Genomic DNA, 17,984 nt, shown 5'->3' on the forward strand with positions numbered 1-17,984 from the left:
ACATTATTCCCCTTTACGAGACTCCGTCATTTGTTTCCATACAGAACCTTTTGCTTCTTCTCCGCCTTCAATACGCTCTAATGCTAGACGTGCTTGCATGGCTACTTCAAACTCTGGATCATCTTGCGCTGCTTTTAATGCTGGAATCGCACTTTCATCTCCAAGTTCAAATAAGAACATCGCTGCACGCCAGCGTACTAATTTACTTGGATCTTTCAGAGATTTAATCATAACGAACATCGCTGCCGGATCACCTACATCTGATAAACAATCTCCTGCAGTACGGCGAACACTTACAGAGCGATCTAACAAAGCTTTATATAATAACGGTAATACTTCATCACCTTTTACCATACCTAAATAAGCTGTTGCTAAACGGCGTATTGAAACTTTTTCATCATCTAACGCCATCTTCAACACTGGAATATCTTCTTCAGTAGGATCCATTTGTTCTAATGCTGCAAAACGATTTTTCCAGTCAGAATCTTTCATCATCTCTTCTGTTACTTTATATGGCTCACGCTTTTGAATCGTTACTTCAACAGCACCTGCTTGATTTAATAATTCTTTAACCGTTTCATTTACACGTTCTTCTGAATAAGCAGCAACAATCTCTTCCACTACTTCTTTCCCAATTTCTTCAAAATTACCGTAACGTGTACTTTGTTCTACCCATTTACGCTCTTTTACAACGTTTGGTGCAGACATTTGCACTTTCATAATTGATTCTTTAAAACGATCTGGTAAGCCAACACGTTCTTCCGATGTTCCATCTGTTAACTTTACTTGCATTGGAATTGTAAAAAACATTTGAACAAACACTTTCACTTCTCCAAAATGAGACAGTTGTTGTTCTTCACTTTCTTCCAATACTTCTTCGCCGAAAACAGCACGAACTTGTTGTAATAAAACTTTCCAGTCATACTTCGCATTTCGCTCCACTGCTAAAAAGTCGGCTACATGATATACACCTTTAATGCCTTCAATTTTCAAAATTTCTTGCACTTGCATTGGTGCTTGTTCTTTATTTTCATTTGTATAATTATTACGTGCTCCTGATGGTAATACTTCATTCAAAATAACTTTCATTGTATTTGGACTTGGCGTCGGTTCAATTGCTTTAATCTTCACGTAAAAAACTCTCCTTTATTGCGTGTTCTTAGCTGTATTGTAACATGTTATCACTCTATACTCCTACTGGGATGCTTAATTTTACTACTTTCTTCCCGCTACCATACTATTTCATTCTTTTTACATTTTAAATTAGGAACGGGATTTTAAAAGCTTTCGTTTCCGATGATTTTTATTTTTTATCCATTTCTTGAGGTACCACCAGTATAAAAAAAAAAACGCTAAGCAAAAAAATATATTAAGCTATCCATATGGATAGCTTATTTACATAATTTTCGTTATCGGTAGCAACAAAAAGGAGGATTCCTTACTCTCAGAAGGAATCCCTTTTTTATTTTCTATCACTCGATTCATCTTTTTATACATTCCTATCCTGTGATGGGTTTTACGGTTCTCGTTTGTTACTGGATTAGCCAAAAAACGTTATAAAATTTTGTATACTCTTTACTTGTTTTTTCAAAAAAGCTGGCGGTATCCCCTCTTTAAGTTTATTAAAATACTTTCCACAATTTTTTCCGAAGCTATTACTTCAAATCACCTTTTATTACGATGCCCCCTCCCGCCTTCTCTCCAAAAAGGTAATACTCTCAATCACAACTTCAGTTCTATATATTCTCTTGCCTTGTTCATTATCGTAATTACTAGTCTGAATACGCCCTGTAATCCCAACGAGTGATCCCTTTTTACAATATTCAGTTACATTCTCAGCCGATTTGCGCCAAACGACACAATTAATAAAATCGACTTGTTGTTCACCTAAACTATTTCGAAATCCTCTATTCACCGCAACACATATTCGTGCATAAGCGACGCCTTGTTTTGTGTAGTATAATTCTGGCTCCTTTGTCAATCTACCGATTAATACAACTCGATTCATCATAAGTTATACCACCTCACATGTTTTTCTTCATTGTAAGGAGAAATGTTTGAATGGTAAAAAGCACAAAATGATATATCCGTAAATAAAAAGTATTATTTTAGACCTTACAAAACAAAAAAAGAAACCATACATAGTTCAAACATGTATGGTTTCAAAATTTATTACACTTCAGTACAAGATATGTAATATCCTCCGCGAGCCATCTTTATTTCAGCACGGTACATTGCATTTTCTAAGTAGAAAGTAATCGGTTTAACTTTACTCTCAAATTTTAGTCTTTCATTGCATTCAGCTGCATATCCTTCAATCGCTGAAGTAATAACTTTTGATGATGGATACGTTAAAGCTTCATCTAGTTCTATGAAAAAACTTTTAGAAAATAGTTTTTTCATAATCCCCTTCTTCTCTTTCATCATATTCCATCTCCTTCACTTCAAGTTGCTATCATCCATATTATACCATACATTCAATATATCTTTGAAAATAAAAAAATCCTGCATTTTTCATGCAGGATTTTTTTATTAGTCATTTTTCGTAAAGTAAGAAACGAAACGAAGAATTTCTAAGTATAACCATACTAATGTAAGCATTAGTCCCATCGCAGTATACCACTCCATATATTTCGGAGCTTGACTACGTACACCATTTTCGATTAAATCGAAATCTAGTAATAAGTTTAATGCAGCAACTACAATAACAACTGCACTAATAATAATACCGATTGTACCACCTTGGTGAATGTATGGAACAGTTACACCAAACATATTTAGTAGGAATACGACTAAATACATAACCATAATTCCAAGTGTTGCTGCCATCACGCCTGTACGGAATTTATCCGTTACTTTTACTACGCGTGTTGCATATAACACTAACATTGCAAATAGAATTGAGATTGTTAGTAATACAGCATTTAAAACGATAGAATCGCCAAATTTCATTGTATACACTGCTGAAATACTTCCTAACACAACCCCTTCTACCGCTGCATAGATTGGTGCACCAAAAGGTGAAATACGTGGGAAGAACATAGACGCAAATGCGATGATTGCCGCAACGATTAAAGCACCAATTAATACTGGCATCTTCATCGTCCCCTGCATCATCTGTATGTATGAATAGACAGACGTTGCAAGTAGCAAGATAAGCATAATGAACGTTTTGCCTACTGTTCCGCCAATCGTCATCGCAGAAGCACTTGCTCCCTCTTTACGGAATGCCTCTTTTTTCAACATTGGATTAGATGTTCTCATTTTTTCCCTCCTAAAATAGGTTCTACCAATAGTGTAAAGTTTTTCTCTTTACTTTTCAATATATGCAGCTTGTTTTTATTTTAATCCTTCAACGATGTCTGATAGTTCACTCCATCTTTCCATCTTTTTTTCTAGCTCTTCTTCTGTTTTCTGCTGTGCTTCAGATAATTCTTGTGCCTTTGTGAAGTCAGATCCAACTTTCGCAAGTTCTTCTCCAATTGACTCAATTTTCTCTTCAAGTTCGGCAATTGTATCTTCAATCGTTTCCCATTCACGCTGTTCATTGTATGAAAGTTTACGTTTACGTTGTTGTTTTGGCGCTTCTTCTACAACTTTTTTCTCTTTTTGAACTTCCGCTTTCTCCATAAGTTCTCTCGTTTTTTCCATTTCTAAATAATCTGTATAACTACCTAGAAACTCACGCACTTCGCCTCCGCCAGTAAAGATGAACAGTTCATCTACTACTTTATCTAAGAAGTAACGGTCATGCGATACAGTTAAAACGACACCTGGGAAATCTTCTAAATAATCTTCTAGTACTGTTAATGTTTGTGTATCTAGATCATTCGTAGGTTCATCAAGTAAAAGTACGTTTGGTTCTCCCATTAAAATACGTAATAAATATAAACGTCTTCTTTCACCACCAGATAGTTTACCAAGCGGTGTACCATGTGAATGAGTCGGGAATAAGAAACGTTCTAACATTTGAGATGCACCAATTACTTTTCCATCTGTCGTATGAATAACTTCTGCAATCTCTTTAATGTATTCAATCATACGCTGATTTAAATTCATCTCTTCATTTTCTTGCGTATAATAAGCAACTTTTACAGTTTGTCCTACTTCCACTTCACCACTATCAGGAGATAACTTACCTGCAAGCATATTTAATAGGGAAGATTTCCCGCTTCCATTCGCCCCAATAATTCCGATACGATCACCCGGTTTCACAATATGATTAAAATTATGTAATACCGTCTTATCGCCAAATTTTTTCGTTACATCTTTTAACTCAAGTACTTTCTTTCCTAGACGACTTCCGCTTAGTGCAATATCAACTGACTGTTTTGCAGCTGGTCCTTCTTGTGCCTTTAGCTCATCAAAACGCTGAATACGCGCCTTTTGTTTCGTAGAACGGGCTTTTGCACCACGACGAATCCAAGCAAGTTCACGACGATATAAATTTTGGCGTTTCGATTCTTGTGCCAATTCTTGCTCTTCACGAAGTGCTTTCGCTTCTAAAAATGTACTATAGTTTCCTTCGTAGCTATATAGTTTACCATTATCTAATTCAAAAATACGATTCGTCACACGATCTAAGAAATAACGATCATGGGTTACAAGTAATACCGAACCTGTATATCTCGCTAAATATTCTTCTAACCATTCAACTGTCTCGTGGTCAAGATGGTTCGTAGGCTCGTCTAAAATTAATAAATCCGGTGTTTCAATAAAACATTGTGCCATTGCGATACGTTTTTTCTGTCCACCAGATAAATTCCCAACAATTGCAGTGAAGTCCGTAATTCCTAATTTCGTTAAAAGAGATTTCGCATTTGCATTTGCTTCCCATGCACTCATTGCATCCATACGTTGCTGCACTGCAAATAATTGTTCCTGTACTTTTTCATTACTTGGATCTTTTTCAATATTTAATAGTGCTTTTTCATAATCACGAAGAAGACGAATTAAAGGTGTATCGCCATGGAACACTTGCTCTAATACTGTCAGTTTTTCATCAAACTCTGGTTGCTGTGATAAATAACTAATTGTATACCCACGTGAATGCGTCATATCACCTGTATCAGGAGTTTCTAATCCCGCAATAATTTTTAATAATGTCGATTTACCAGTTCCGTTTACACCAATAATTCCGACACGTTGTCCTTCTGTAATACTACATGATAATCCATCAAATAACGGCTTTTCTCCATATGATTTTGATAAGTTCTCCACAGTTAACATTTTCATATTTGTGCATTCCACTCTTTCATAAATTGTTCAATAAACTGTTCCATATAAAGATGACGAATTTCAGCCTCTTGTTTTGCTGCATTCGTATTCATTAAATCTTTTAATTTCAAAAGTTTTTCATAAAAATGATTTAAAGATGGATCATTATTTTTTCTATACTCTTCTTTCGTCATTTCTTCACGCGGCGGAATAGTTGGGTCATACATTAATCTCCCTTTCGCCCCGCCATATGCAAATGTACGAGCAATTCCTATTGCACCAAGAGCATCTAAACGATCCGCATCTTGAACAATTTTCCCTTCAAGTGACTCTACTGTGCCGCCATGGCCACCTTTATAAGACATATTGGCGATGATATGAAGAATATGTTTACTTTCCTCTTCTTCAACACGTAGCTCTTCTAACCAATCAGAAACTTTTTTCATTCCTGCTTCTTCACTTTCATTTAGCTTTTCATCTGCCACATCGTGAAGTAATGCTGCCATTTCAATTATAAAACGATTTCCACCTTCTTGCTCAGATAAAGAAATCGCCATTTTATGTACACGTTCAATATGATACCAATCATGCCCACTCGCATCTTTTTCTAAAATATGTTTTACAAAAGTAATTGTTTTTTGAATTTTTTCTTGTTTTGTCATTTTATCTTCACCCAGTTACTTATTGTAACACGCCCGCATTTTTTCATCACATATTTTCTTGTCCGCCCATACACTAGGTGGTAGGCATCATCATGAAGGAGGAATAAACATGTTCTATAATAATCAACCGCCTTATCCAAGGCAACCATTGTATCCTCAACAACAAGAACAGAGATACACAGAACAATACGAAGAACAAGAGTTACAACAGCAAGAGCAACAACATGACGAAAACCCATATGCAACAACGCAAAACCAAGAAACTGAATTTCAACAAAATCCATATGACACACGTCCAAATTATGAATATCCTCAAAATCCATATGCAGCACCACAAAATCAAGAACAGCGATATCCTCAAAATCCATATGTAATACCACAAAACCAAGAACAACAATATCCACAAAATCCATATGTAGCACCACAAAACCAAGAACAACAATATCCACAAAATCCATATGTAGCACCACAAAACCAAGAACAACAATATCCACAAAATCCATATGTAGCACCACAAAACCCATACACAACTCAGCCGCAACAACCGCAATATCAACAACAAATGTATCAACCAAACTACGACGCACGTGTCTCACCACCTAAACCACCAACAATAGATCCAACACAACCACAAATTTTACCGCCCGGACCAACACTAGACATTACACAACCACAAATCTTACCACCTGGACCAATTACTGAACCAACACAACAACAAATTCAACAAGTTGTCGGTACACAATTTTTACCTTTCAAGAAACCTGTACTAGATTTCGTAAAACCATGGGTAGATTACGGTTTAAATGAAGCAAAACATACATCACACGAACACGCATTAACAGAAGTTGCTGCGATTATGTTTTTAGTTGGTAAAGGCTTCAATCCGACGATTGCACATTATATCGTTGAATCTTGGGAGAAGAATGAGCAGTTTTAGGGTTGTTTATTTGATAAAATATAAAAAACACAAAAGTGCCAAACCCCTTATACCACAAGGGTTTCGGCACTTTTTAATATCTAAAACAAATTTTATTGAAATAATTATTTTTATAGATTTTCATACTTTTTTATATAGTACGTGAACATATACAGTACAAAAATACACCTTTGTATACACATTTTTAGAAACATCTTAAGTTTATCAAACAATAACCAAAAGACGTACCTGCAACCTCATCATATAAATAATAGATATTAAAAAGAGGACACTATAAGCGCCCTCTTCCTTAGGTTTTAAATATGTTCTCCATGATCCATAAACACTTCAATTGCTTCGTTTTGTGGTATGTCTTTTGCATTAGTAAGACCAAAAGTAAAAACAGCGGATAACATCATCATTAATAAGATTGCTTTTTTCATTTTAGCGCCCTTCTTTCTATGCTCTTTTTGTCTGCATCTAAAGCGATGTGCAAATACTTGCTTGCTTTTCTATGATTTTCTGAACCATAGAATATTTCACCTAAAAGAGAAGCATATTCTTTTACCCAATCATATAATTCTTCTTTTTCAAAATACGAAATACCTTCTATAACCACATTTTCTAATTCTTCTTGCGGTACATAGTTATGTACTGCTTTTAAAATTCGGAAATGATGACGATAACATAAGTCGCTAATCTTATAGCCATTCTCAATATATTCATTAGCGATATGACTATAACCTAACTTAAAATGTTCTCTTGCTAAAAGAAACATAGTTTTAGCGTTATTTTCTAATGAATCCTCTAAGTGTTTAATTGCTAACTCTGGCATGTTTTGACTTGCGTATAAAAGTCCTAAATTATGCTTAACTCGTTTAATAAGAAGTTCATCATTAGATTTTTGGAAGGTACCTAGTGCTGAAAGTAAATATTCCTCTGCACTTTCGAATTCATTTAGTCGAATGTGTGCCATTCCTAAAGTATTTAAGCATGCTGCAGTTTTTAATTCATACCCTGGACTAATTGAAAATACTTCATTCGCCTTTGTAGCAAATTGAACTGCTAGGATCGGTTTTAATACGTGATAGTAATGGACTGCAAGCCAATAATTAAATTCAGCTTTTTCAATTTCATCATGCATGTACTCTAAAAACGTTTCAGCTTTTTCAAATTGCATTCTTGCTTCACTATGGTTTGCTTTATTAATAGCGTAAATTGCTTTAAATAAATGATGATAGTACTCTAAAAATGTTTCTGTAGACTCTGGTAAAGGCTCGATTTTGTCCAGAATATCTTTTGTACTATCCATATCCCGAATTAGCAGTTTATACCGTGCATTCAATAAAGCGTAGTAGACTAATATTGTTTGGTCTTCCTTAATATTATTGATTTTATTTGCAATATCTTCTTTTATTTTCTGAGACTGTAATACACGTTGTGAAATCATAGCTTGATACCAGTCGTTTAATAATTTTGTGATTTCTTCTTTAGAAATAATGTCAACACTCATCTACTTCTACCCCCTTTTGTTAAATGTTATCATGACATGCTTGTTTGCATAAATAAGTTTTTGAATATTCTAACTTGAAAAAATTATTTTTGAATATTCATGTTAACAAAATGGTCCCTTTTCAAACCAAAAAAGAACACACGTTTGTTTGTAGTGGAGTTAAAAAAACAAAAGTGAGGTATTACATCATGGAATATAACGGCTTTCCTGTAGTACGTGGAAGAGGTATGGTGAAATGGAATCCGTTTGCTTCAATACCGGAGCAATACGAGGAAATACATAGAATGTTTGAGGAACAATATAAAGTACCTAAACCTTTTTTAACACAAGATACTATGGAACGAATAGAAAGAGCGTTAATGCAATCTTTTCACGAGGAAGAAGAAATACATATCTCATACTATCGTGATGGAATGGTGCAAGACATGTACATAAATGTATTACATATTGAACCGATGACGAAAACTATATATTGTACAGATGCTTTTGGTTTGAATACTAAGTTTAAGTTTGATGAATTGGTGAATATAAATTAAAAGAAGCCGCCCGACAGGACTGAAGTGGCTTTTGTACGACAAAAAAAGAGCTCTGCTATACAGCAGAGCAAAAGAAAAATATATAACCCTATAAAAATAATACAAATTATTGATACTTTCAAAAGACGAAATTTAAATTTCCATCACAATAATACCTATGTTTAAGTATGAAACATTCTACCTTCCCTATAGCTATGAATATTCTTATTTTAGAATTTCATAGTATCCAAATAGCTCTTTGAGAAATACCTCAATACCGAACTTCTTCAAAGAATCTTTTCTTTATTCAAAGAGAAGTTCTAAAACTTTTTTCTTATCTTTGTCTCTTCCATAATGAATCAACCTATGACAGTTCGGACATATACTAACTATACTTCCAACAACATCTAAACTATTTTCAAAATCATGTTGCATTCTTAACGGTATTAGATGATGGGCCTCCATATAATTTTTTCAGCTGGCTTCCGATACAAATGTTTCATGTGTGTCATCTATTTCACATTTAAATTCTGCCTGTTTAATAGCTTGTTTAGCTTTTTTCGGATCACGAGGCCATACTTCCCTACCAGATTCCATTTTAGTTTTTTTTCGATTTTCCGATTTCTCTTCTTCTGCAATCTTTACTTTACTAAAATCCGAATCAATATTAGTAAATCCTTGTGGTGTATGGTTCAATTTGTAGCCAAAGAAAGCTGCGAATTCGATTGCTTTAATGTTTACAGGTTTTAGGTCCTTAATAAAATAGATGTATTCCCAAGTTTCATCATTATCGTTTGTTTTCTAAATTTTTCTAGCCACATCTGGGTTATGAGTCTTAGCAAAAATTGTCCCGAAAAACTTAAATTCCCCTTTAGAATATGCTAAAATCCCGTCACCCTCTTTTAACTTTTCCTATCTATCAACATTTGAAGAACCAGGAGTTGCTCCCCACATACATACATTCTCATGTAATTCATTATCTTTAAGTTTAGTTACTGTATCGGCATCTAAATCTGCTAAACATGTAGAAATAGGATATGTTTTTTCAATAGTAGCTTCCAAATTTTTTATAGCACTATCATTACTTGCAGTAAAAAGATATAACATATTTAATTCCACCTTTTTTAAATTTCATTATATTTCTTTTTAGAGTCTCGAGATTTCTCTACTGGATATTTTTTATTATTTTTTCTATTTTGTTTATAATAATCTCTTCTAAGTCAATATCCAATTGATCTGCCAACTCATCTTTCATGTCTTCTTTTTTTGTTTCTACAGCTTCCTCACTGCTTTTCCACTGAAAATTCTCCAACAACTCACTCGCCTCTAAAGAAAGAGAAATAGCTAAATCTTTAGGATTGTGGAACTGCTTCCAGTTCCTATCATCCCGAAATTTTAGGACTTTCTCTAAAATAGTTTGATTCATTTTTTGAATCCCCCAGTTACTTTTCATTGGTAAACTCTTCTATTTATCAGGTAAACTATCATAAAAACGTTCAATGGCCGCTACTAAAACTAAATCTTCTAAATGAGCAGTTTTAGGGTTGTTTATTTTTAAAAACATCAAAAATACCAAATCCCTTATATCACAAAGGATTTGGCATTTTTAAGTATCTAGAACACACGCTAAATTTAAGGAGAAATTAACAGACATGCGTCCGGCATAATGCCGTGTCCACACCCAAGGATCGGTTACATAAAATAACGTATCTAACATGGGAAGTCTATTGGTCTTTTCCCCTTATAGTAACACTCTCTTCTACTAAGACCTTTTCTTTCTAGGACCTACAATTAATTTAATCGCTGTTCTTTCTTCATTATTGATAGAAATCTCTTGAAATGCTGGTACGAAGGCTAAGTCAATACCACTTGGAGCGACGAACCCTCTTGCAATCGCAATTGCTTTAATCGCTTGATTTATAGCTCCAGCCCCAATCGCTTGAATTTCCACATTACCACTTGTTCTTAGCACTCCTGCTATTGCACCCGCGACTGAATTTGGGCTTGATTTTGAAGATACCTTTAATATATTTTCCATGTAAGTTGCTCCTTCTATTATTTAATCTCTCTTTCGTTACAATTTTAAATATTTTAGCGTATCTTTAATTACTATTCACACCAAAAACAAACGATGCTTCATATGTACATTTATTCTATATTTTCTGACTTCTTCCTGCCCAGCTACACAAATAAAAAAATAAACTAAATAATCTAATATATATACGATTAAATATCATAACTTCACCAAACAATAACATCCATACAGCAAAAGATAATATTGCTGTTTGTCAGACGAAATTAATATAGTAAAGTGAAACTTTACTCAGTGGGGGTTTTGTTCATCCCCCAACTAACTTCTTTGCTTTCACTGAATTTTGAGGTGGGGTCTTACTGCTCGGAAAATAGCGGGATAAACGTTTCCTCGTTACTTTAATCCATTTAGAAATCCCATTCATTTTTCTATCAAATCATGAACCTTATCATCTTCAAAAAGTGTTACAGGTAATACCCCAATACTATATTTCATCATTTGAGCACTTTATATTCCACATCTATCTCCTTTTATAGTACAAGCATACACGCCAATTTTGATTCATTTTCATAAACTATTATGTGTTTTACATTTATTAAGAATAGGAGGTAATATATTGGGTTCATACTATCATTCTTCAAACTCGTATAAAAAATGCTCATGTAAATCTTCTTCCAGTTCAAATAAAAAATGTTCATGTGACCATTCGCATAAACGAAGCTGTCCTGCATACGGAACTTTTTGGCAAACTGAATTTATAACTGTTCCTTTTGGCAACCCTTTTCCATTTAATCACGTTGGACCTTTAGCAGGAGGCGTTTCCTTACTAAACCCTACTACTATACAATTTAGACAAGCTGGTGATTATAGAGTTTCGTTCATTTCCAGTATTAATACTACTTTAAATCCTGTATTTCCACATATCCCAGTCATAACTATATTTTTAAATAACAATCCACTTGCTAATAGTCAAGGTGACTTCGCTATTCAAATGAATACTTCATCAAATAACGAATGTCTTCAACTCATTGGCGAAACGATTGTTACAGTGCCAGCTAATTCAACTCTTCAACTTAGAAATAATAGTGGCTTTAATCGTCAAAGTATTGTAACTTGTGACAATGGTATAAATTCAGTTGAATTAACAGTTACAAAACTAAGTTAATATTATTTCTTTACATTCAGATGCTATTTCAGCATCTTTTTTTATTGAATAACAGTTTTCTTCGACTTTTATTATCTTTCATCACGCAAAAAAAGTGCAGAATTCTTTCTAACACAAGATTTCTGCACTTTTATATTATGCTTATTTATTCTTCCTTATTTCTCTACATAAACCGACTTAACAATCGTACGATTATATGGTTTTCCTTCTTTATTCATCCCTTTTATATCCATCGTAACGTTATATACTCCCGGTTGTTTTATATCTTTCAAAGCACCTGTAAATGTATTCGTATTAACATTTTGTAATTCATTAAATTCAGAGACTAACTTACCTTCTTTATTAACGACTCTTACTGTTATGGAAAGATCCCCTTTCATTTCAGGTGCCACTGGTGATTTTTTCAGTTTATACTCAGGTTTATTTACTTTAACTTTTGTAGGCATTTGAAGAACAAATGGCGCGCTATTATTGTAATCGCTTACAACTAAATATGCATCTTTCGACTGCTTCGCCATCATTTTGATTTTCCATTCGCCTACTTCCAATCTATCAAACTTAAATGTTCTAATTGTCGCCCCATTAAAGAAAGATTCGCCTTCACCAGTAGTTATAGCGCTATCTTTGTTTGCATAGATTTCTCCTTTTGGAGATACCATTTGTACTTCTACATCAGAAGAAGCAGTTAGTACAGAAACTATTCCTTCAGCCTTTTTATCAACAGAAATACTTTGCTCTATCCACTGATTTTGTGGTAATTCGCCTCCTAAAATATTTTGATTTGAAGTTGTATTTAATTGTTCTAGATTTTCATTTGAACTAGTGCTGGATGCTACTAAAGCTGGTAACCCCACATTTGTCGTACGTAAATATGGTTCAATTCGTGCAAAAACAGCTGATCCTTTTCTTATATTGTCATGATCAAATCTGGAATCTGTAAATAAATGTGTACCGTACGATAGCTTCGCACTCCATTCATTTACTAGTCCATCATTTGAACCGTACGATGATAAATATAACCCGCCCATAGATAATGCAGAAAATATTGGTCCCCAGCTAGTCCCAGTAGCCGTATAGTAACGGTTTAATTTAGCTGCTGGGTTGTTATCTATTATTGAACGAAACTTTGCCATTTCACCTATTTGTAACGAATACGTACCATCATCTTTTTGACCTAATATAGAAGCAAGCCACCCTGCCCACCAACTATATGACAAATCTGCTAAATTTGAGCCATGATGCGGTGTAGCAAGTGTAATAACATTTCCAACAAATCGATTCGCACCATATTCAACTAATGCAGCTTGTGTATCAATTCCACCTTTACTATGCGCTACAATATTAACTTTCTTACCGAAATGATTATATATTTCTTCAAGTTTTTGTGCCAACAATTTTCCGTTATCCCACTGACTAGCCGAACCTTTCCCCGCTGCATCATACAATTGTATAAACACTGTTTGATAGCCTGCTTTTAAAGCATAATCATACATATCATTTATATCATGATATACTGTCTTTCCATACCAACTATCAGCATTACCATTTCTTCCTTGTACAAAGAGAATTGGCGGTTTATTCTCATCATAATTAGCAGGTTTTTGGCCTAAAAACCATTCTCCAGGTGTGAATACTTCTGTATCAGGAAACCCCTTTCCAAGCTCTTTTACAACTTCTGCCTGTACATTTGTGCTAATCGTTGGAGCCATGATAAAAAATACAATTAGTAAGGCCACACATCTTCTCATCAGTCGCATATTACTCCCCCTATTTTTTTGAAAGAAGGTGTTCTTTATAATATTTTATATTTTCCCTTCCTTAATAATAGCTAATCTTTTATTTTTAAAAGATGTTAGCCCTATTTTTAGAAGGTTACTAGTTGTATACCCTCTTCCTTAACTCTCGTTATTCTCTTTGTTTCTACCTCTTCCTTTTGATAGAATACGACAAAAAAGTTTCTCAATAATTGTTAACTTCGCTACACCCAGATATTTTTTAAATCATTATTGTTTATATAAAGCATACAAATCTTGAAAAAATTTTAGTAAAAAAACATTTTATTACTAGTTAGTTATTTAAAAATATAATAAAGATATGTACTTTCTTTTCATTAAATACAAACTAATTTTAAAGGAGCTTGTATTATAAGACTTTCCTACGATTAAAAATTAAACTGAAATTTCCGAATAGAAAATCATATTTCCAGAAACATATATTATGATAATTTCCGCACACTTGAATTAACTTTTTAGAAGTACTAACCTATCGGTGAGCAGAAGAAAATTCTGTAAAAAGAAAGGAGAATACTTTATGATGACCAAATTACAAAAGGAGTTTTTTAAACGCTTAGAAATTCCTGCAAAAGAAATAACATTTGATGATTTAGATGAAATTCTCTTAAAAATGGGAATGATTCTCCCCTATGAAAATCTTGATATTATGGCTGGTACTATTAAAAATATCTCAAAAGATAACTTAATAGAAAAGTTACTTATTCAAAAACGAGGTGGACTTTGTTATGAATTAAACTCCCTATTGTATTATTTTTTAATTGATTGTGGGTTTCAAGTATACAAAGTAGCCGGTACTGTTTATGACCTTTACGATAATAAATGGAAACCCGATGATGGTCATGTCATTATCATATTAAGTCATGAGGATAAAGATTATGTTGTGGATGCAGGTTTTGCATCTCATCTCCCTTTACATCCAGTCCCTTTTAACGGAGAAGTCATCTCCTCTCAAACAGGAGAATATCGAATTCGTAAGCGAAATACTCGAAAAGGTACGCATATTTTAGAAATGAGAAAAGGAGCTAACGGGGAATCTACAAGTTTCTTACAATCTGAACCTTCAAACGAATGGAAAATAGGCTATGCTTTCACTGTAGATCCAATAGATGAGAAAAAAGTGAATAAGATTCAAAAAGTGATTGTAGAGCATAAAGAATCTCCTTTTAATAAAGGAGCTATCACTTGTAAATTAACTACTTATGGTCACATATCATTAACAAATAAAAATTATACAGAAACCTTTAAAGGCACCAAAAATAAACGACCAATAGAATCTAAAGATTATGCTCGCATTCTTCGTGACTCTTTTGGAATAACGCAAGAGAAATATGTAGGAAAAACACTAGAAAGAGGCTAGTTGACTACAAGTATTTCATAATAAAGCAGATTCTATATTTAGAATCTGCTTTATTTTATATTTTGTTATAAATTAATTTAATTTTGTTGTTACCCTTTAATTTTCAATTATATACTCATCATCATATTTATCGTATTGTAGCCCTTTCCCTATCTTTGACTCCGTAACTTGATCTCTTAAAAACGGTGCAGCATCCATTTTACTAGTTGCAATTTCAATTCCATATTTTTTCGTTAAATGAGCTAACTCTATTAAAAACCACTCTCTTCGCAATGTAACTGGAATATCCAATGTTTTTCTTTTCATATATAATAGCACCTCTTTTATTTTCATAGCTTAAAAATATCACTGGATGCACTTATTAAAACTACCTTTCACCGCTAACATCCAATGAAACATTATAGTATATGCATGTCCATTTCAAACGTGCTATCACAAATATGATATTTAAGTTTACATAATTATATTATGTAATAGTAGGAAAGGAAGGCATGTCCCTTCCTCTTCTACTATAGAGATTTAAATTAAGAACATCTTGGTACACCTAAAGCTAAAAATAAACCTGCTACTCCCGCAGTAATCGGTACTTTTAACGTAATAACATCATCTACCTTCGTTACTAAAAAGTAAGCATTACCTTCTTGTAATATACAAGTTACCAACAATTGAAATTCCATTCAAATCTCCTCCTTTCAATCGATATACTATAATTTATGAAATCTCTTTCAAAAAGTAATAGGAAATATATCCATTTTTCCTTATATATAAAATAAATGTTTATGAGTCTATTAAAAATATTAATTTTCTAAATTTATACAAAACGTGTAATATCCAATAAATTCCTATATAATCAATAAGAAGAATCTTACAAATGGAGGTATGAAAATGTCGATTTTAAGTAATATTGGTGCAGCTTTATTTTTTATTGCTTTTATTCTTTTAATCTTATGTATCATTTCATTCTTTAAGAAAAATGGAAAAGCAAAACAATATGGACGTCCTACCGTTATTCTTTTTATGATTTCTATTATATTAATAACGGCCGGTACAACAAAATCGGAACACCCCGTCGTCGAGTTTTTTTCTACTTTAAGTTTCATTCTATTTATATTCTTCCTTGTTCTAGCAATCTTATCTGTTATTAAGAAAACAGGTGTAGCGAAAAAACAATTTATTATTACAGCTGTATTATTTGTCATTTTTGTTGCGTTATTAGGTATTTCAGCTCCTTCTTCTGAAAAAACGACAGCAACTAGTACAAAAGTTGCCTCTAATAATGAAGAGCCAAAAGATAGCGAACAGAAAAAAGAGCTAGAAAAGAAAGAGGCGGACGAAAAAACTCAAAAGCAAGAAGATGAGAAGCGTCTAGCCGAAGAACAAGCTCGTAAGCAAGAGGATGAAAAACGTCAGGCTGATGAACAAGCTCGCAAACAACAAGAAGAACAAAAACGTCAGGCTGATGAACAAGCTCGTAAACAACAAGAAGAACAAAAACGTCAGGCTGATGAACAAGCTCGTAAACAACAAGAAGAACAAAAACGTCAGGCTGATGAACAAGCTCGTAAACAACAAGAAGAACAAAAAGCACAGCAAGCTCAAACACAACCAGCTAATGGTAATACTGATAGTGCATACTACAAAAATTGTGCTGCAGTTAGAGCAGCTGGGAAAGCTCCTTTACATAAAGGGCAACCAGGTTATAGCTCTCATCTTGATCGTGATGGCGATGGAATTGCATGTGAAAAATAGTAATAAAAAAGAAGCTTTTACTAAGCTTCTTTTTTATTAACGTAAAATATTACCACTTATTACTTTCCCCCTTATTTTAATAACATTCTTCTTATTATTCTCAAAAACGACACAGAATAAGTGATTTCAATCACTACATAGATTTTAATTTATCGCTATTCTTAATTCAGATATTACATTAAAACTTTATGGAGGCATTCATATGGAACATACATTTACTGAAACTTCAATTGTTGGTGAGATTGTTACACAATTTCCGAAAGCTAGTGATCTTTTTAAATCATATAGAATAGATTTTTGTTGTGGCGGTAATAAGCCACTTATTGATGCAATTCATGAAAGAAATTTATCAGCTACTGAAGTGCTTACAGAGTTAAATACGCTTTATCATAATACGAAACGATTAAATGAATCGGAAATTGATTGGAAAAATGCTTCTTATCGTGAATTGATTGATTATGTTATAAATAAGCATCACCGCTATTTAAATGAAGAATTACCACAGTTAAGTCCATATGTGACAAAAGTATTACGTGTTCATGGGGCAAGTCAGCCTCATTTAGCTCAAATTCATAAGCTATTTCATGAACTTAAAATGGAATTAGAACAGCATTTAATTAAAGAAGAAATGGAAGATTTTCCATTAATTTTAGAATTTGAACAAAATCCAACTAATGAAAACTATGCTAAGTTACGTAAAGTAGTAAATGAACTAGAAAATGAGCACAATCATGCTGGAAATATTATAAAAGAACTTCGTAAAGTGACAAATGACTTTACTCCTCCAGAAGGTGCTTGCGGTACTTATCGACTTGTTTACCAACGCCTCGAAGCGCTAGAGTCTGATTTATTTGAGCATATTCATTTAGAAAATAATATTTTATTTCCGCGTGCCATTACGAAAGCATAAATCAAGTGCAGGACATGAGTGTAAATACTTATGGCCTGCTTTTTCGTTTCGCGAAAAATATTCACATCCCCTTCACATAAAACCGAATTTTAACAATTTGTGAATCATTATAAAAATGTGATAAATATCACATCTCCCCCTTATTTGATTTTCTA

General features: G+C 33.4%; 21 protein-coding genes. 6 read left to right on the plus strand and 15 right to left on the minus strand.

The genetic code is table 11. From position 1 onward, the window contains the following. Nucleotides 1–3 precede the first annotated feature (3 nt). The 6 genes from ACZDYH_RS13440 to ACZDYH_RS13465 all read right to left on the minus strand — a co-directional run bounded on the left by ACZDYH_RS13440 (nt 4) and on the right by ACZDYH_RS13465 (nt 5,879). Nucleotides 4–1,131 carry a conserved virulence factor C family protein gene (locus ACZDYH_RS13440; protein ID WP_000692566.1) on the minus strand — a complete coding sequence of 376 codons (1,128 nt, stop codon included), beginning with the start codon at nt 1,129–1,131 and terminating at the stop codon, nt 4–6. A 544-nt stretch (nt 1,132–1,675) separates the two neighbouring features. Beyond that, the gene (locus ACZDYH_RS13445) at nt 1,676–2,011 is read right to left on the minus strand and encodes a single-stranded DNA-binding protein (protein WP_000982019.1); all 336 of its coding nucleotides are present in this window, start codon (nt 2,009–2,011) and stop codon (nt 1,676–1,678) included. Nucleotides 2,012–2,172: 161 nt separating this feature from the next. Next, the gene (locus tag ACZDYH_RS13450; protein WP_000975137.1) at nt 2,173–2,427 is read right to left on the minus strand and encodes a DUF4318 domain-containing protein; all 255 of its coding nucleotides are present in this window, start codon (nt 2,425–2,427) and stop codon (nt 2,173–2,175) included. Nucleotides 2,428–2,532: 105 nt separating this feature from the next. Beyond that, on the minus strand, nt 2,533–3,264 hold the full coding sequence (locus tag ACZDYH_RS13455) for a Bax inhibitor-1/YccA family protein (RefSeq protein WP_001260655.1): 732 nt from the start codon (nt 3,262–3,264) through the stop codon (nt 2,533–2,535). A gap of 75 nt (nt 3,265–3,339) precedes the next feature. After that, on the minus strand, nt 3,340–5,235 hold the full coding sequence (locus tag ACZDYH_RS13460; protein WP_000783169.1) for an ABC-F family ATP-binding cassette domain-containing protein: 1,896 nt from the start codon (nt 5,233–5,235) through the stop codon (nt 3,340–3,342). Further along, entirely contained in the window at nt 5,232–5,879 is a 648-nt protein-coding gene (locus ACZDYH_RS13465; RefSeq protein ID WP_000165965.1) for an HD domain-containing protein, read from the minus strand. The genes ACZDYH_RS13460 and ACZDYH_RS13465 overlap by 4 nt, the downstream gene beginning before the upstream one ends. A gap of 109 nt (nt 5,880–5,988) precedes the next feature. Between ACZDYH_RS13465 and ACZDYH_RS13470 the strand changes: the two genes are divergently transcribed. Further along, on the plus strand, nt 5,989–6,816 hold the full coding sequence (locus ACZDYH_RS13470; protein WP_025709741.1) for a hypothetical protein: 828 nt from the start codon (nt 5,989–5,991) through the stop codon (nt 6,814–6,816). A 296-nt stretch (nt 6,817–7,112) separates the two neighbouring features. Here the strand turns inward: ACZDYH_RS13470 and ACZDYH_RS13475 are convergent, their stop codons facing one another. Both ACZDYH_RS13475 and ACZDYH_RS13480 read right to left on the minus strand, forming a co-directional pair. After that, complete coding sequence (locus ACZDYH_RS13475) at nt 7,113–7,238, minus strand: aspartate phosphatase (protein ID WP_000709201.1); 126 nt, start codon at nt 7,236–7,238, stop codon at nt 7,113–7,115. Beyond that, nucleotides 7,235–8,308: a response regulator aspartate phosphatase gene (locus ACZDYH_RS13480; protein WP_000109855.1), complete on the minus strand. Its 1,074-nt coding sequence runs from the start codon at nt 8,306–8,308 to the stop codon at nt 7,235–7,237. Before ACZDYH_RS13480 ends, ACZDYH_RS13475 begins: the two co-directional genes overlap by 4 nt. 188 nt (nt 8,309–8,496) lie before the next feature. On the opposite strand from ACZDYH_RS13480, the gene ACZDYH_RS13485 reads away from it, so the two are divergent. Next, nucleotides 8,497–8,844 carry a YolD-like family protein gene (locus tag ACZDYH_RS13485; RefSeq protein ID WP_000456182.1) on the plus strand — a complete coding sequence of 116 codons (348 nt, stop codon included), beginning with the start codon at nt 8,497–8,499 and terminating at the stop codon, nt 8,842–8,844. 453 nt (nt 8,845–9,297) lie between these two features. Here the strand turns inward: ACZDYH_RS13485 and ACZDYH_RS13490 are convergent, their stop codons facing one another. The 4 genes from ACZDYH_RS13490 to ACZDYH_RS13505 form a co-directional block, all read right to left on the minus strand. After that, nucleotides 9,298–9,519, minus strand: coding sequence for a hypothetical protein (locus ACZDYH_RS13490; RefSeq protein ID WP_080339949.1), 222 nt, complete (start codon nt 9,517–9,519; stop codon nt 9,298–9,300). A 216-nt stretch (nt 9,520–9,735) separates the two neighbouring features. Further along, on the minus strand, nt 9,736–9,930 hold the full coding sequence (locus tag ACZDYH_RS13495; RefSeq protein WP_474886394.1) for a hypothetical protein: 195 nt from the start codon (nt 9,928–9,930) through the stop codon (nt 9,736–9,738). 58 nt (nt 9,931–9,988) lie between these two features. Beyond that, on the minus strand, nt 9,989–10,276 hold the full coding sequence (locus tag ACZDYH_RS13500; RefSeq protein ID WP_002025705.1) for a nucleoside triphosphate pyrophosphohydrolase family protein: 288 nt from the start codon (nt 10,274–10,276) through the stop codon (nt 9,989–9,991). A 309-nt stretch (nt 10,277–10,585) separates the two neighbouring features. Further along, nucleotides 10,586–10,861: a stage V sporulation protein S gene (locus ACZDYH_RS13505; RefSeq protein WP_000427801.1), complete on the minus strand. Its 276-nt coding sequence runs from the start codon at nt 10,859–10,861 to the stop codon at nt 10,586–10,588. Nucleotides 10,862–11,471: 610 nt separating this feature from the next. Here ACZDYH_RS13505 and ACZDYH_RS13510 point away from each other — a divergent pair. Continuing rightward, entirely contained in the window at nt 11,472–12,020 is a 549-nt protein-coding gene (locus tag ACZDYH_RS13510) for a hypothetical protein (protein ID WP_006929626.1), read from the plus strand. A 155-nt stretch (nt 12,021–12,175) separates the two neighbouring features. Here the strand turns inward: ACZDYH_RS13510 and ACZDYH_RS13515 are convergent, their stop codons facing one another. Continuing rightward, nucleotides 12,176–13,777: an esterase/lipase family protein gene (locus ACZDYH_RS13515; RefSeq protein ID WP_139849474.1), complete on the minus strand. Its 1,602-nt coding sequence runs from the start codon at nt 13,775–13,777 to the stop codon at nt 12,176–12,178. A gap of 553 nt (nt 13,778–14,330) precedes the next feature. Here ACZDYH_RS13515 and ACZDYH_RS13520 point away from each other — a divergent pair. Next, a complete protein-coding gene (locus ACZDYH_RS13520) occupies nt 14,331–15,170 on the plus strand; it encodes an arylamine N-acetyltransferase family protein (protein WP_000988427.1) in 840 nt (279 codons plus the stop codon). Nucleotides 15,171–15,266: 96 nt separating this feature from the next. Here ACZDYH_RS13520 and ACZDYH_RS13525 read toward each other — a convergent pair whose 3' ends face one another. Both ACZDYH_RS13525 and exsG read right to left on the minus strand, forming a co-directional pair. After that, nucleotides 15,267–15,476: a hypothetical protein gene (locus tag ACZDYH_RS13525; protein WP_000824207.1), complete on the minus strand. Its 210-nt coding sequence runs from the start codon at nt 15,474–15,476 to the stop codon at nt 15,267–15,269. A gap of 218 nt (nt 15,477–15,694) precedes the next feature. Next, complete coding sequence (gene exsG / locus ACZDYH_RS13530) at nt 15,695–15,847, minus strand: exosporium protein ExsG (RefSeq protein WP_000395679.1); 153 nt, start codon at nt 15,845–15,847, stop codon at nt 15,695–15,697. A 208-nt stretch (nt 15,848–16,055) separates the two neighbouring features. Between exsG and ACZDYH_RS13535 the strand changes: the two genes are divergently transcribed. Together ACZDYH_RS13535 and ric are read left to right on the plus strand one after the other, a co-directional pair. After that, on the plus strand, nt 16,056–16,919 hold the full coding sequence (locus tag ACZDYH_RS13535) for an excalibur calcium-binding domain-containing protein (protein ID WP_000025810.1): 864 nt from the start codon (nt 16,056–16,058) through the stop codon (nt 16,917–16,919). Between the two features lie 202 nt (nt 16,920–17,121). Then, nucleotides 17,122–17,829, plus strand: a complete 708-nt coding sequence (gene ric / locus ACZDYH_RS13540) for an iron-sulfur cluster repair di-iron protein (protein WP_000401361.1) — start codon at nt 17,122–17,124, stop codon at nt 17,827–17,829. Nucleotides 17,830–17,984: the final 155 nt, after the last annotated feature.

This window comes from Bacillus sp. EB V-12, from assembly GCF_056158125.1.